Genomic DNA, 14,963 nt, shown 5'->3' on the forward strand with positions numbered 1-14,963 from the left:
GCGACACCCGTCCGCTCCGCGAGACGTACGCCACGACCGAGGTCACCGGCTGACCCCACCACCCGAACCCTGACGGACGGGGCGGCTCACCACACCGGCGAGCCGCCCCGTCCGTTCGTCACCCGTACCTCAGGGCTGCGGCAGCGCCGCGTCGATGATCGCGGCCTGCTCGACCTCGTGCTGCTTGGCGGAGCCGACCGCCGGGGCGGCGGCGGCCGGACGGGAGATGCGGCGCAGCCGCACCCCGTCCAGGTGCTCCACCAGGTTGAGCGCCACGAACGACCAGGCACCCTGGTTGGCCGGCTCCTCCTGCACCCAGGCGACGTCCTCCGCGTGGGGGTACCGGTCGAGCACCGCCCGGAGTTCCCCGACCGGCAGCGGGTAGAGCTGCTCCAGCCGGACGATGGCGGTGTCGCCGATGCCGCGGTCGGCGCGGGCCTGCACCAGGTCGTAGTAGACCTTGCCGGAGCAGAGCAGCACCCGCCTGACCCTCTCGGCGGACGGCGCCTCGACACCCGGCCCGCCGTCGTCCAGCACCGGCTGGAAACCGCCGGTGGTGAAGGCCGCCACGTCCGAGACGCAGAGCCGGTGCCGCAGCAGCGACTTCGGCGAGAAGACCACCAGCGGCTTGCGCTTGGCCGACAGGGCCTGCCGGCGCAGCAGATGGAAGTAGTTGGCCGGGGTGCTGGGGATGGCGACCCGCATGTTGTCCTGCGCGCACAGTTGCAGGAAGCGCTCCGGCCGCCCGGACGAGTGGTCCGGCCCCTGCCCCTCCTGCCCGTGCGGCAGCAGCAGCACCAGCGACGACCGCTGACCCCACTTCAGCTCGCCGGAGGAGAGGAACTCGTCGATGATGGACTGCGCACCGTTGGCGAAGTCACCGAACTGCGCCTCCCAGAGCACCAGCGCATCGGGGTTCTCCACCGAGTAGCCGTACTCGAAGCCCATGGCGGCGTACTCGCTCAGCAGCGAGTCGTGCACGAAGAACCGGGCGTCGCCGGCGGCCAGGCGGGACAGCGGCAGGTACGACTCACCGGTGGCCGCGTCGACGACCGCGGCGTGCCGTGAGGTGAACGTGCCGCGTCGCGAATCCTGGCCGGCCAACCGGACGGTGACGCCCTGGCTCAGCAGCGAGCCGAAGGCGACCAGCTCACCGAAGCCCCAGTCGATACCGCCCTCGACCGCCATCCGCGCCCGCCGCTGCAACACCTGCTGGACCCGCTTGTGCGCGGTGAACCCCTCCGGCAGGTGCAGGTGCGCCTCGCCGACCGCACGGACGGCCGCCGCGTCGACGGCGGTGTCGACCTGCTGTTCGGGCGCCGCGGACCAGGACGGGCGGGCCCGCGACGGCGCGACGGCCACGTCCCGGCTGGCCTTGAAGACCCGCTCCAGCTCAGCCTGGTACTCGCGGAGCTGCTGCTGCGCGGTCTCGACGGTGATGTCGCCCCGGCCGATCAACTCCTCGGTGTAGATCTTCCGGACGCTGCGCTTGGCATCGATGATCTCGTACATCCGGGGGTTGGTCATCGACGGGTCGTCGCCCTCGTTGTGCCCACGGCGGCGGTAGCAGACCAGGTCGATCACGACGTCCTTGTTGAACGCCTGGCGGTACTCGAAGGCCAGCCGGGCGACCCGGATCACCGCCTCCGGGTCGTCGCCGTTGACGTGGAAGATCGGCGCCTGGATCATCCGGGCCACGTCGGTGCAGTAGAGCGACGAACGGCTGTACTCCGGGGCGGTGGTGAAGCCGACCTGGTTGTTGACCACCACGTGCACGGTCCCGCCGGTGCGGTAGCCACGCAGCTGGGACAGGTTGAGCGTCTCGGCGACGACCCCCTGCCCGGCGAACGCGGCGTCACCGTGCACCAGCACCGGCAGCACCGTGTAGCCCTCCAGGCCCAGGTCGAGCCGGTCCTGCTTGGCCCGGACGATGCCCTCCAGCACCGGATCGACGGCCTCCAGGTGCGACGGGTTGGCCACCACGCTGACGGTGGTGCAGTGCTGGCCGTCGGGCGTGGTGTACCTGCCGGTCTGCCCGAGGTGGTACTTCACGTCGCCGGAGCCGTGCGCCGAGTCCGGGTCCATCTGGCCCTCGAACTCGTTGAAGATCTTCTCGTACGGCTTGCCGACGATGTTGGCGAGCACGTTGAGCCGGCCCCGGTGGGCCATGCCGATGACCAGCTCGTGGAAGCCGCCCTCGGCACAGGCCTGGAGCACCTCGTCGAGCAGCGGGATCAGCGACTCGCCACCCTCCAGCGAGAAGCGACGCTGACCGACGTACTTGGTCTGCAGGAAGGTCTCGAACGCCTCGGCGGCGTTGAGCCGGTTGAGCAGGTGCTGCTGTTCGTCCGGGTCCGGCTTGGTGTACCTGATCTCGATGCGCTCCTGGATCCAGCGACGCTCCTCCGGCTCCTGGATGTGCATGTACTCGACGCCGACCCGGCGGCAGTAGGTGTCCCGCAGGACGCCGAGCACGTCGCGCAGCCGCATCTTCTGCCGGCCGGCGAAGCCACCGACCGGGAAGGTCCGGTCGAGGTCCCACAGGGTCAGGCCGTGTTGCAGGACGTCCAGGTCGGGGTGCCGGCGGATCGTGAACTCGAGCGGATCGGTGTCGGCCATCAGGTGCCCGCGCACCCGGTAGGCGTGGATCAGCTCGATCACCCGGGCGGCCTTGTCGATCTGCCCCTCGGAGGTCCGGGCCACGTCCCGCATCCAGCGCACCGGCTCGTACGGGATGCGCAGCGAGGTGAAGATGTCGTCGTAGAGGCCGTGCTCACCGAGCAGCAACTCGTGGACCGTCTTGAGGAACTCGCCGGACTGCGCGCCCTGGATCACCCGGTGGTCGTACGTGCTGGTCAACGTGGTGACCTTGCTGATGCCATGGTCGGCAAGCGTCTCGTCGGACATGCCCGAGTACGGCGCCGGGTACTCCATCGCGCCGACGCCGATGATCGCGCTCTGGCCGGGCATCAGCCGGGGCACCGAGTGCACGGTGCCGATGCCACCCGGGTTGGTCAGCGAGATCGTCGTGCCCGAGTGGTCCTCCATGGTCAGCTCGCCGCGCCGGGCCCGCCGGACCACGTCCTCGTACGCCTGCCAGAACTGCCGGAAGTCCATGCTTTCGCACTTCTTGATCGACGGTACGACCAGGGTGCGGGTCCCGTCCGGCCGGGCCAGGTCGATGGCGATACCGAGATTGACGTGCTCCGGCTGCACCAGCGCGGGCTTGCCGTCCACCTCGGCGTAGGAGTTGTTCATCTCCGGATGCGCGACGACCGCGCGCACCAGCGCCCAACCGATCAGGTGGGTGAAGCTGACCTTGCCACCCCGGCCCCGGGCGAGATGATTGTTGATCACGATGCGGTTGTCCACCAGCAGTTTGGCCGGCACGGCGCGGACACTGGTGGCGGTCGGCACATGCAGCGAGCTGCTCATGTTCTGCACGATGCGGGCCGCGACCCCGCGCAGCGGGACCGTGCTCGCGGCGGTGGCCGGGTCACCCGCCGCGCCACCGCCGGAGGTCTTCCCACCGGTCGCCCGGGTTCCGCCGGACCGCCCACCGGGCGACCCGGCCCGCTCGCCGGACGCGGGAGCCTGCCCGGCCCGGGCGGTCGGCGGGGTCGGTGCGCTCGCCCCGGTCGCCGCCCCGGCGTGGGCGTCCGCGGGCCTCACCACATCCGGCGCAGCCGCCGCCTGCGGCGCGGCCCCGCCCTCTCGCGCGGCCCCGCCCTCTCGCGCGGCCCCGCCCTCTCGCGCGGCCCCGTCCTCTGGCGGGGTGGTGTCCTGAGGCGGGGTGGCCGCGTCCTCTGGCGGGGCGGTCGAGGCCGGTGGCGGGGTGGGCGTGGCCGGTGGCGGTCGGTAGTCGGCGAAGAAGTCGTGCCAGGCATGGTCGACGCTCGTCGGATCGGCCAGATAGCGCTGGTACATCTCGTCGACGATCCACTCGTTGGGACCGAAATCCGCGAGCGGATTGTCCTGCGAGGTCTGCTGGGTCGACACAGCCGGGTTCGCCTCTTTCACCTCAGATTGACGGCACGCGACGGTCTCATCACGGTGGACGGAAACCACGTCCGATTCAGGCTACGCCGCCACGTCCCAGCATTGTGGACACGGCCCACCGGCAGATCCCGCTCCACCGGAAGTCCGGTCCCGCTCCGCCGGGGGTCAGCTGCGGGCCCGGGCCGGTGCGGTCGCCGACCGGGATGGTCGGCGACCGCACCGCAGGTGGTGGTCCGGTGGAACGCGGTCGCGGCTACCGGACGCGCAGCGGACCCGGCTACCTGCCCAGGGTCACCTTGAGGATCCGCTCGTTGCTGTTGTTGGGGATGCTGTCCTTGTCGCCGCCGGTACTCGTGGTCAACCACAGGTTCCCGTCGAGGGTCGGCTCGACGGTCCGCAGCCGGCTGTACGTGCCGACGAAGTACTGCTGCACGTCGGTGAGGGTGTTCCCACTGATCACCGCCCGGTACATCCGGTTGCCCCGCAGGCAGCCGAGATACAGCACGTCCCGGACGATGGCCAGGCCGCTGCACGACGCCTCCGCCACCGGGTAGGTGCGTACCGGGGCGATGAAGTTCGGGTTGGCGCAGGACCCCACCGTGCCCTCGCAGGCCGGCCACCCGTAGTTGCCGCCCCGGACGATGATGTTGGTCTCGTCCATGACGTTGTTGCCGAACTCCTGCTCGAAGAGCCGGCCCCGGGAGTCGAACGCCAGCCCCTGCGGGTTGCGGTGCCCGTAGCTCCACACCGCGTTGCCGAACGGGTTGTCCGACGGCACGGTGCCGTCGGGGCGTACCCGCAGCACCTTGCCGCCCAGGTCGTTGACGTCCTGGGCGCGGTCCGGGCTCTGCCCGTCGCCGGTGGCGGCGTAGAGCATCCCGTCGGGGCCGAAGCGCAGCCGCCCGCCGTTGTGGTACTTGTTGCGCGGGATGCCGGTGACCAGCACCTGCACCGTGCCGGTCTGCAACGTGCCGTCGTAGCGGATGCGGACGATCCGGTTGTCGGTCGTGGTGGTGTGGTAGATGTACAGCCAGCGGTCGGTGGTGAAACTCGACGACACGGCCAGGCCGAGCACCCCGCCCTCGCCGTTGGTGCCGGCCACGTTGGGCACCGTGCCGATGCTGCGCTTGTTGCTGCCGTCCGGGTTCATCGCGACGACGTCGAACAGGTCGCGCCGGCCGTAGAGCACCGTGCCGTCGGGCAGTTGCACCAGCCCCCACGGCAGGTCCCGCTCGGTGGTGACCACCGTCGTGCCGCAGACCGCGCTGGTGCAGGCCGACCCGGTGCGCACGGTCACCGCGCTGCTCGCCGTGGAGGTGTTGCCCTGCGCGTCCCGGGCGACGACCGTGTACTGGTAATCGGTTGCGGCGGCCAGCCCGGTGTCGGTGAACGAGGTCGCCGGCGGGTTGGCGGCCGTGCCCGTGACCGAGCCGACCGTCACCCCGCCGCGCAGGATGTCGTACCGGGTGACCGCCACGTTGTCGGTGGACGCCGTCCAGGTCAGGGTCACGTCGGTGCCGTTGGCGGTGCCGGCGAGGTTGGTCGGGGTGGTGGGCCGCTGGGTGTCCGACTGGCAGAACGGCGGTGTCACGGAGAGCGTGGCACTGGCCTGCGACACGTTGCCGGCGGCGTCCCGGGCGTTGACGTACCACCCCCAGGTGACGCCCTGGGCGACGGTGAGGGTGGCGGTGAGCGTGTTGCCGGCTACCGAGGTGACCAGCTGGCCGTCGTGGTAGATGTCGTAGTACGCGACGCCGACGTCGTCCCGGGACGCGGACCAGGTGAGCGTGACGGACTGACAGGTCAGCCTGCTGCTGCGCAGGTAGCCCGGCGCGGTGGGCGGCCGGGTGTCGGCGGCGGCCCGGGCGAGGGTCGTCCCGGTCGGCGCGGTCGTCCCGGTCGGCGGGCCGGCGGAGACGGGTGCGCCGGCCAGGATGGTGCAGGCGCTGGTCAACAGGGCCAGGGTGGCATGACGAGGACTGATTCGCACGCGATACGTCCCTTTCTCAGAGCCTGGTCGTGGTCAGTACGGGTAGCCCGGCACGTTGAGCCGCACGCTGTACAGGCCGGAGTCGTTGGTACGGCCCGAGGTGACGAAGAGGGTGCGCCGGTCGGACCCGCCGAACGCCACGTTGGTGGTGCCGCTGGGGCCGGACCGGATCGTGCCGAGCTGGCTGCCCGTGGGCGAGTAGACGTGCACCAGCCCGTCGCCGCCGGACGTCCAGTAGACGTTGCCGGCGCAGTCGATCGTGCCGCCGTCCGGACCCCCGACGTAGTTGACGAACACGCTGCGGGGGCCGGTGCTGCCGTCGGGCTGGACGGCGTACTTGTAGATCTTGTTCTCGCCGTAGGCGCCGACGTAGAGGGTGCCGCCGTCCGGGGAGAGCGCGATGCCGTTGGGCTGGCGCAGCGCGTCGTCGACCAGCGACACCTGGCCGTTCGAGACACGGAAGACGCTGGTCCGCCCGCCCATCTGGTCGGGGCGGTTGCCGCGCTGGAAGTTGGGGTCGGTGAAGTAGACGACGCCGTCGGAGCGGACCGCCACGTCGTTCGGCGAGTTGAACGCCCGCCCCTGGTAGTTGCCGGCGACGACGCCCCGGGCCAGGTTGTCGAGCCGGTAGGTCGAGACGCTGCGCTGGTCGTGCGTGGCGGCCACGAGCTGCTGCCCGTCGGGGGTGAGCGCGAGCCCGTTGCTGCCCGCATTGCCGAGGAAGGTGTCGAAGGTGGCCGGCGGGGTGAACCGCCTGATCGTGGACGGTTGGACCCACTCCGACCCGGTCGCCGCGGCCATGTCGGAGAAGAGCAGGTAGCCCCGGTCGGCGATCCAGACGGGGCCCTCCAGGAAGGCGAAGCCGCCACGGATCTTCGTGGCCGTGACCGAGGTCGACGGCAGCGGCGGGCCGTATCCGGTGCCGGTCGGGCAGACACCGGGCGGTGCGCCGGGTGGGCCGGCGAGGGCGGCGGGCTGACCGGCCGACGGTGCGGGCGCGGTGTCGGGCCCGCCGGGACGGCGGCGGGCAGGGCGAGCAGGAGGCTGGCCAGCACGGTGGCGGCCGGTTGCAGGACCATCGGGAACTCCGATCGGCGAACGGAGCGGCCGTCGTTGGCGGTCGCGGGGTGGCACCGGCATTGATACACCGGTATCGATGTGTCACGGGCAGCATAAATTAGGAACCACCCCACCGCATGGGTGGCGATCCACCGATCCCGGCAATGATCCGGATTTCTTACTAAGATGCTGGTCAATACCGATGGACCGCCGGGAACTTCCGGACACCGGCCACCGGGCCGGTCCACATGGTGATCGGGTCTGGTCGATGGATTTCCCCGCGTCCGTCCGGTCGCTCCGGCGCGGCCCGCCGCCGCGACGGCGGAGACGTTCCGCCGCCGACCATCGTGGACCGGTCGACTGTGGACGCCGATCGGGTCGCGCAAACGCACCGACAGTCCTGATTCGCACTCTCCTGCCGCGTTACCGACAGAGGCGGAATCGACGATGGGAGCGCGCTCATCTACCCTCAGGGCAGATCCGACCCACGTCGTGGGCCGGCACCGGTTCGGCAGCCATGGGTGTCGTGGTCTCCCCGCCAGTATTCACCGACCATGGCCCTGTTCGGAGGGATCGAAGCGTTGACGAGCGACAAGGTGGCGCCGCCGGGCGTCGACACCACCCGGCCCAGCATCGCCCGGGTGTACGACTACTACCTCGGCGGCAAGGACAACTTCGCGGTCGACCGGGAGGCCGCCCAGATGGCGATGCAGGTCACCCCGGACGGTCCGGAGGCCGGGCGGGCCTGCCGGGCCTTCCTGCGCCGGTCGGTCCGCTACCTGGCCGCCGAAGCCGGCATCCGCCAGTTCCTCGACCTCGGCTCCGGCCTGCCCACCCGGGGCAACGTGCACGAGATCGCCCACCAGGTCGACCCGGACGCCCGGGTGGTCTACGTGGACAACGACCCGATGGCCCTCGCCCACGGCCGGGCCCTGCTCGCCGACGCCCGGACCACCACCGTGGTCGGTGCCGACGTCCGGCAGCCGGACGAGCTGCTGGCGGAGATGCGCGACCGCAAGCTGATCGACTTCGACCAGCCGGTCGGGCTGCTGCTCCTGGCGATCCTGCACCACCTGCACGACGACGACGATCCCGCCGGGGTGGCCCGCCGGCTGATCGACGCCCTGCCCACCGGCAGCTACCTGGCCATCTCGCACTTCTACGACCCGGGCGAGACCCAGCCCGAGGTCTCCGCGAAGGCGCGGGCGGTGGAGAAGGTCTTCAACGAGACGCTGGGCACCGGCCGGTGGCGTACCCGCGACGAGATCCTCGGCTTCTTCGGCGACCTGGAGCTGATCCCGCCCGGGCTGGTCCCGCTGGCCGAGTGGCACCCGGACGGCGAGGACGACTCCCGGCAGACCGCCACCTACCACACCATCGTCGGTGGGGTGGCCCGCAAGGTCTGAACGTCGGGCACTGCCGTCGGTGACCTGCCGCCGGCCACACCCGTGGCCGGCGGCCGGCTCCCCGAGCACGCCACCGGCCACGGCCGACGTCAGTAGCAGGTGTTCATCGCCGCCCGCACCTCGGCGAGGGTGGCGTCGGCGACCGCGCGCGCCCGCTCGTTGCCCTCACCCAGGATGGCCCGCAGGTGGGCGCGGTCCTGCCCGTACTCGGCCCGACGGGCCCGGATCGGGGCCAGGTACTCGTTGACCGACTCGGTGACGACCTTCTTGAGCGCCGCCGCCCCCGCCGACCCGATGTCGGCGGCCACCTGCTCCGGGGTACGCCCCTGGCACAGGCCCGCCAGCAGCAGCAGCGACGACACCTCCGGTCGGGTGGCCGGGTCGTAGCTGATGTGCCGCTCCGAGTCGGTCTTGGCCCCCTTGACCAGGCGGGCGGTCTCGTCGGCGGTGGCGGCCAGGGTGATGGCGTTGTTCCGGCTCTTGCTCATCTTGGTGCCGTCCGTGCCGAGCAGCAGCGGAGCACTCGACAACAGCGCGTCGGGCTGGGGGAACACCGCCTTGCCGCAGCCGTACCGGTCGTTGAAACGACGGGCGATCGTCCGGGTGAGTTCGAGGTGCGGAAGCTGGTCCTGGCCGACCGGCACCAGATTCGCCTTACAGAACAGGATGTCGGCGGCCTGGTGGACGGGATAGGTGAACATCAGGCCGCTGACGGCGGACTGCCGCGAATGCGAGATCTCGTCCTTGACGGTGGGATTGCGGTTGAGTTCCGACACCGAGACGAGGCTGAGAAACGGCAGCATCAACTGGTTGAGCGCCGGCACCGCCCCGTGCGTGAAGATCGTGCTGCGGGCCGGGTCCACCCCGATGGCCAGGTAGTCCAGGACCAGTTCCTCGACGTGCTGGAGCAGATTGTCCGCCACGTCGCGGTCGGTGAGGACCTGGTAGTCCGCGATGACCACGAACAGCTCCACCCCGAGTTCCTGGAGCCGGACCCGGTTGTGCAGCGTGCCGAAGAAGTGACCGAGGTGCAGGCGGCCGGTGGGACGGTCACCGGTGAGCACCCGGAACTGCCCCGGGTCCTTACGGATCAGCTCCTCCAGCACGGCGCTGCGGGTCTGCGCGGCGGATGTCCCGAGCACGTCGGTCGGCCGGGCTGAGGCAGCGGCACCGGCATCTTCGGTCTGGGGTACGGCGGAATTCACACCATCTCCTGAAGGGTCGGTCTCGACGCCATGATGACACGGACCCCACTTCGGACACCGGCGACGCGATCCCGACCACGCACCGAATCGGCGGGGACCGGATGATCGTCCGAGGCGTTGACCTGCCACCACTGGACCGGCCCGACGCCGTGGGCGTACCTGAAGGACACCTCGCCGTGCCGGCGGGCGCGCGCCGGACGTGGCCGGTCGGCGCGGGCCTGCGGTGCCCCGCGCGGCCACCGCGGCCCGGTCCGACCCGGGCCGGGCGCGCGGTGCGGAGGTTTCCGGTGGTACGCCGGGCGGGCATGTACTCCCCCACCCTCGGGAGGGAGTGACTCGATGCTGGTGACCGGTTATCTCGGTGCGGTGCTCATCGGTGCCCTCGTCGGCCTGCTCGGTCGGCTGGTGCTGCCCGGCCGGCAACGGATCGGTGTCTTCGCCACCTTCGTCATCGGTGTCGGTGCGGTCAGCGGTGGGCCAGCCAGACCGTCCGCCCGGTACGGACGCTGAGGTCGGCACGGGTCGCCAGACCTGCCACGGTCTGCTCCAGCGCGGCGAGGTCCAGGGCGGAGAGCCGCCCTTCCAGCCCGTGGCGCATCCGGCTCAGCGTGGCCTGCGCGTAGCGGGTGGTGGCGGCCGGTGCCGGTGGACGCAGGTCGATGTCGAAGTGCCGCTCGGTGACCGAGGTGAATCCGGCCTGCCTCATCCGCTCGCCCCAGTTCTCGTGCATGTGCAGGCCCGCCTCCTGCCGCCGCTTCGCCGCCTCGGCGTGCCAGCGCCGCTCCACCTCCTCGTCCGGGGTGCCGGTGAGGAAGTGCGGGAACGATTCCAGTTCGGCGATCACCAGTAGACCGCCCGGCCGCAACATGCCGTACGCGGACGCGAGCGCGGTCGCCGGATCCTTCATGTGGTGCATCGACGCGGCGGCCCAGATCACCTCGACCGGCCCGAGGTCGGGCCAGGGCTGGTCGAGATCGGCTTCGACGGTGCGGATCCGGTCGCCCAGCCCGGCCGCGTCGGCCCGGTCACGCAGGTGGGACAGCATCTCCGGGGAGAGGTCGACCGCGGTGACGGTGGAGCCGGGCAGCTCCCGCGCGAGGGCGAGGGAGCCGGTGCCGGTGCCGGCACCGAGGTCGACGACGTGGGGTTGCGCGGTGGCCTCGCGGCCGACCCAGCCGATCACGTCGCGGAAATACTCGTGGAGCACCTCCGCGTCCAGGTCGAGCAGCTCGATGAGGTGGTCGTGTGCCATGGGGAAACGGTAGCCCGACCATGCCTCACTGGCATAGCATCTTGCCTATGAGGCAAGACAAGGATCTGGAGACCCTGGTCCGGCAGCGCATCCGCAGCCTGCGGGTGGCCCGGGGCTGGTCGCTGGACGAGCTGGCCCACCGCTGCCTGATCAGCCCGTCCACGCTCAGCCGGATCGAGACCGGACACCGGCGGGTCGCCCTGGACCAGATCGCCACGATCGCCCGGGTGCTGGGCATCACCCTCGACCGGCTGGTCGAGTCCGACGCCGACGACGACGTCGTGATCCGTCCGCACTGCGACGAGGACCGGGGCGTCACCACCTGGCTGCTCTCCCGGGACAGCAACCAGACCGTCGCCAAGCTGCGGATCACCAGGGACGTCCCGACCGACCTGCGGGTGCACCCGGGCCGGGACTGGTTCACCGTGCTCTCCGGCACCATCGAGCTGCGCCTCGGAGACCGGACGATCCTCGTCGGCACGAACGAGGCCGCCGAGTTCTCCACCCTGGTCCCGCACGCGTTCGGCGCGCACGACGGCCCGGCCGAGATCCTCTGCATCCTCGACCACGAGGGCGAGCGCAGCCACCTCGGCCCACACCCGCCGCATCCGGGCCGCCCGGCGGCTAAGCGGTGATCACCGGCCAGGCGTAGGCCAGCAGCGCGCACGCCGCCCCGAGCAGCGCCAGCGAGAACCCCCGGGTGGGGATCGGCAGGGCGGCGAGCACGAGCAGGATGACCGCGATGACATAGAGAAACGCCTGTGCCGACATGACTGTCCCCTCAGGAGGTTGACGAACGGGCGGGATGCTCTCTACCCCGGACAGCCCGGTCGGGAAACCCACCCCCGGCAACCGTCCCGGGTCGGCCTGTCCCGCCCTACACCCGTCCGGGCGGGACGACGACGGATCGTCGTCCCGCTCGGAGGGCGCAACCGGCAGGTGTCAGCAGCCGAGCCGCTTGGTGGACAGGGCGATGTCGTCGATCCACAGGTCGAACGCGCCCGGGGTCGTGCCACCCTGGTAGAGCTGCCAGCCGATCTTCACGGTGTCGACCGTGGGCAACACGAAGGGCACGTCGTTGCCGCCGTGTGCGGTGGTGGAGGCGGTCAGGTCCGGGTTCGCCACGCCGTCGATCCACACGGCGACCCGGTTGTCCGCCGGGTCGAGCTGCCACTCGAAGCACTGCCAGGTGTCCTCGACGACCGGGGCGGACTCCCGCCAGTTGGTCCAGTCGCCGGTCGGGCCACCGTCGGCGCCCACCCCCCAGAAGGTGCCGGGGACGGTCGGCGCGTACTGGCCGCCGATCGGGCGGACGACCTCCGTGCTGCCGGCGCCGGTCGCCTCGACCAGCGTGAAGTGCGCCCAGTCCGGGGCGGTGGGGAAGGCGTCGACCCGCAGCCGCATCCGCCCGTAGAAGCGGTTGCCGGGCGCGGCGAAGTCGTCGACCCGCAGGAAGGCGCGTCCGTTGTCGACCGTGTGCAGGTGCAGCACCTGGTTGCCGCGCCGGGCGCGCTCGACGGTGAGCGTGCCGTGGCGGGTGTCGACGCCCCAGTTCACCGTGCGGGGACCCCCGAGGGGCAGCCGGTCGAAGTCCTCACAGAACAGCAGGCCACGGGGGCACGACCGCTCGGCGGCCGGCGACGGGCCGGCCGGGACACTGCCGGCTGCGGTGCCGAGGATCAGGGCGGCGGTGAGCACCGCGAGGAAACTGCGCATGGTCTTTCCTCCATGACGGCCGACCCCCACCACACGGGCAGGGCTCAGCGGGAAATCCCGGCCGGCCCGAGCACCACCGGCCTCGTCCCGGGCGCGTCGGACGCCCATGGCGGTCAGAGGTGGGGCGGTCTCGGCGGGTGCGGGAAGGCGAGGCGGGGACACCGACGACGGGACACCTGCCCGTCGCCGTTGGTGCTGGCCCGGCGATGCGGCACCCGCGGCTGCCGAACTGGCGCGGTGCCGGCACTGCGCTGCTCCCGTGCTCACCGTTGCCAGCGCGGTTGCCCCCGTGCTGCGGCGATCTGAGCCATTCCAGCACGACCGGATCCGATCAGGCAACATCGACAGACATCAGCACGCCTGGTCGGCCCGGGCGAGCCGGTCGCTCCCGGCCCGCGGAGCCGGGTCGGCACCGACCCCCACCCGACCGGGTCGCGGCGCACGGCTCCCCAGCTAGCCGACCGCGCCCCGGTCGACCAGGCTGAACGTGGTGCCTACCGGGGCGTCGCCGAGGACCTCCACATAGATCTTCTTCTGGGACGGGCTCCACTGCACCACGCCGTACTGCTCGCTGACGATGGCGTAGGCGAGTCGCCCCTTGTCGTCCTTGCCCTCCCGGGAGATCCCGAAGAGCGTCGCCGCGGTCGGCTCGCAGTCGGTGCCCACCAGGGAGGCGTACCCCTGCGCGTCGAGCTTGACGCCGAGGCAGGGCCGGTGGGCGATCTGCGGATTCAGCGACTTGATCATGAAGTCGACGCCGACCGGGTCGAGCACGAAACGGGCGTCCGGCGTGGTCCCGTCGCCGACCCCCACCACACCGTCGAACGGCAGCGAGAGGTCACGGTCGATCTCCACCACGTGCAGCAGGATCTGCCGCTGCCCGGCCAGGATGGCCCGGGTACGGTCCGGGGCGGACGGCGACGCGGGTGGCGTACCCGATCCGGATGCGGTGGCCGTCGGGCCACCCGCCGTCGGCCCGCCGGCTGCCGCGCCGGTCGGATCCGGGGTCGACCGGTCGCCGACCAGTCGCGGGCCGAACACCGCGACCGACACCAGCACCGCGACCACCGCGACGGCCGCTCCCACCCCGACGAACAGGCGACGCCGGGACGAGACCCGTCGACCGGCCGCGTCCACCCCCGCCGCCGACGGTTCGCCCGGGCCACCCGACGCCGACGCCGGATCACCCGGGCCGTCGCCGGGGACGCCGGTTGCCGCGACCGGTGCCGGCGACCCGGCCGACGGCCGGTCGGCACCGGCGGAGGACGGCGCGACGGGCGGGGCCGGAACACCCGCCGGGGCCGGAACACCCGCCGGGGCGGTGACCGTCAACAGCCCGTCGAGCAGCTCCCGCGCGGTGGGCCGCACGTCGGGGTCCTTCTCCAGCGCCCGGGAGACCAGCTCCCGCAACGGCCCCCGCAGACCGGTCAGGTCCGGCGGTTGGGTGAGGATCCGCATCGCGGTCGCGGTCGCGGAGTCACCCCCGAACGGATTCCGGCCCGTCGCAGCGTAGGCGACCACGGCACCCCAGGCGAAGATGTCCGCGGCCGGGCCCACCGCCCGACCGGACGCCGTGTCGAACCGCTCCGGCGCCATGTACGAGACGGTCCCGACCATCTGGTGGGTCCGGGTGTGCTGGCTGGTCGCCTCGAACGCCCGCGCGATCCCGAAGTCGATGACCTTGATCCCGCCGGGTGCCACCAGCACGTTCGCCGGCTTCAGGTCCCGGTGGATCACCCCGGCACCGTGGATCGCGGTGAGCGCGGTGGCCACCCCGACCGCGATGCCGTGCAGTTGCGCCGAGCCCAGCGGCCCACCGTCGCGGATCACCTGGGCCAGGCTGGGGCCCTCGACGTACTCCACCACGAGGTAGGGCGGGTCGTGGTCCGGGTCGGCGTCCAGCACCTCGGCGGTGCAGAACGGCGGGACCTGGCGGGCCCGGTTCACCTCACTGCGGAACCGGCCCCGGAACTCGTCGTCGTGGGACAGCTCCGGACGGACGACCTTCACCGCCACCCGGCGTCCCTGCGGCGACCGGGCCAGGAAGACACTGCCCATGCCCCCCTCACCGAGGCGGTCGAGCAGCTCGTACCCCCCGAGTCGGGCCGGGTCGCCGGGACGCAGCCCGTCGTTCACGTCGGCTGCCCGCAGACCACGACCAGCCCGCGAACCGTTGCGCCACTCACGCGTACCCCTCAGATCACTCGGACACCGTCGGCAGCCTATCGCCCGCCAGCCCGGGACCGCCGGTGCCGTCGGCGGGCCCACCGGCGCGGACGAGCACGACGGGCCCCGCCGGGATGACCGGCGGGGCCCTCTTCGTGGTCACCCGGATC

General features: G+C 71.8%; 11 protein-coding genes. 3 read left to right on the forward strand and 8 right to left on the reverse strand.

Translation table 11 applies throughout. The annotated features are described in order from the left end of the window. Positions 1 to 129: 129 nt before the first annotated feature. The 3 genes from J7462_RS18550 to J7462_RS18560 form a co-directional block, all read right to left on the reverse strand. Positions 130 to 4,068, reverse strand: a complete 3,939-nt coding sequence (locus tag J7462_RS18550) for a multifunctional oxoglutarate decarboxylase/oxoglutarate dehydrogenase thiamine pyrophosphate-binding subunit/dihydrolipoyllysine-residue succinyltransferase subunit (RefSeq protein WP_374197536.1) — start codon at positions 4,066 to 4,068, stop codon at positions 130 to 132. A 208-nt stretch (positions 4,069 to 4,276) separates the two neighbouring features. Next, positions 4,277 to 5,989, reverse strand: a complete 1,713-nt coding sequence (locus tag J7462_RS32995) for a PQQ-dependent sugar dehydrogenase (RefSeq protein WP_219465190.1) — start codon at positions 5,987 to 5,989, stop codon at positions 4,277 to 4,279. 33 nt (positions 5,990 to 6,022) lie between these two features. Next, the gene (locus tag J7462_RS18560) at positions 6,023 to 7,129 is read right to left on the reverse strand and encodes an SMP-30/gluconolactonase/LRE family protein (protein ID WP_219465192.1); all 1,107 of its coding nucleotides are present in this window, start codon (positions 7,127 to 7,129) and stop codon (positions 6,023 to 6,025) included. A gap of 473 nt (positions 7,130 to 7,602) precedes the next feature. Between J7462_RS18560 and J7462_RS18565 the strand changes: the two genes are divergently transcribed. Next, entirely contained in the window at positions 7,603 to 8,454 is an 852-nt protein-coding gene (locus J7462_RS18565; RefSeq protein ID WP_255597780.1) for an SAM-dependent methyltransferase, read from the forward strand. Positions 8,455 to 8,543: 89 nt separating this feature from the next. Here J7462_RS18565 and trpS read toward each other — a convergent pair whose 3' ends face one another. After that, positions 8,544 to 9,596, reverse strand: a complete 1,053-nt coding sequence (gene trpS, locus J7462_RS18570) for a tryptophan--tRNA ligase (RefSeq protein ID WP_219465194.1) — start codon at positions 9,594 to 9,596, stop codon at positions 8,544 to 8,546. A 402-nt stretch (positions 9,597 to 9,998) separates the two neighbouring features. On the opposite strand from trpS, the gene J7462_RS18575 reads away from it, so the two are divergent. Then, positions 9,999 to 10,169: a hypothetical protein gene (locus J7462_RS18575; RefSeq protein WP_219465196.1), complete on the forward strand. Its 171-nt coding sequence runs from the start codon at positions 9,999 to 10,001 to the stop codon at positions 10,167 to 10,169. Here the strand turns inward: J7462_RS18575 and J7462_RS18580 are convergent. Continuing rightward, positions 10,126 to 10,911, reverse strand: coding sequence for a trans-aconitate 2-methyltransferase (locus J7462_RS18580; RefSeq protein WP_219465198.1), 786 nt, complete (start codon positions 10,909 to 10,911; stop codon positions 10,126 to 10,128). The genes J7462_RS18575 and J7462_RS18580 overlap by 44 nt on opposite strands. 47 nt (positions 10,912 to 10,958) lie before the next feature. On the opposite strand from J7462_RS18580, the gene J7462_RS18585 reads away from it, so the two are divergent. Further along, on the forward strand, positions 10,959 to 11,546 hold the full coding sequence (locus tag J7462_RS18585) for a helix-turn-helix domain-containing protein (RefSeq protein ID WP_219465200.1): 588 nt from the start codon (positions 10,959 to 10,961) through the stop codon (positions 11,544 to 11,546). On the opposite strand, the gene J7462_RS18590 is transcribed toward J7462_RS18585, so the two are convergent. The 3 genes from J7462_RS18590 to J7462_RS18600 form a co-directional block, all read right to left on the reverse strand. Next, complete coding sequence (locus J7462_RS18590) at positions 11,536 to 11,682, reverse strand: hypothetical protein (protein ID WP_219465202.1); 147 nt, start codon at positions 11,680 to 11,682, stop codon at positions 11,536 to 11,538. The two genes, J7462_RS18585 and J7462_RS18590, sit on opposite strands and share 11 nt — an antisense overlap. Positions 11,683 to 11,853: 171 nt before the next feature. Continuing rightward, a complete protein-coding gene (locus tag J7462_RS18595) occupies positions 11,854 to 12,627 on the reverse strand; it encodes a hypothetical protein (protein WP_219465203.1) in 774 nt (257 codons plus the stop codon). A 453-nt stretch (positions 12,628 to 13,080) separates the two neighbouring features. Continuing rightward, entirely contained in the window at positions 13,081 to 14,763 is a 1,683-nt protein-coding gene (locus tag J7462_RS18600) for a serine/threonine-protein kinase (RefSeq protein WP_219465204.1), read from the reverse strand. Between the last annotated feature and the right edge of the window lie 200 nt (positions 14,764 to 14,963).

The organism is Micromonospora sp. RL09-050-HVF-A, assembly GCF_019374995.1.
Lineage (GTDB): Bacteria > Actinomycetota > Actinomycetes > Mycobacteriales > Micromonosporaceae > Micromonospora > Micromonospora antibiotica.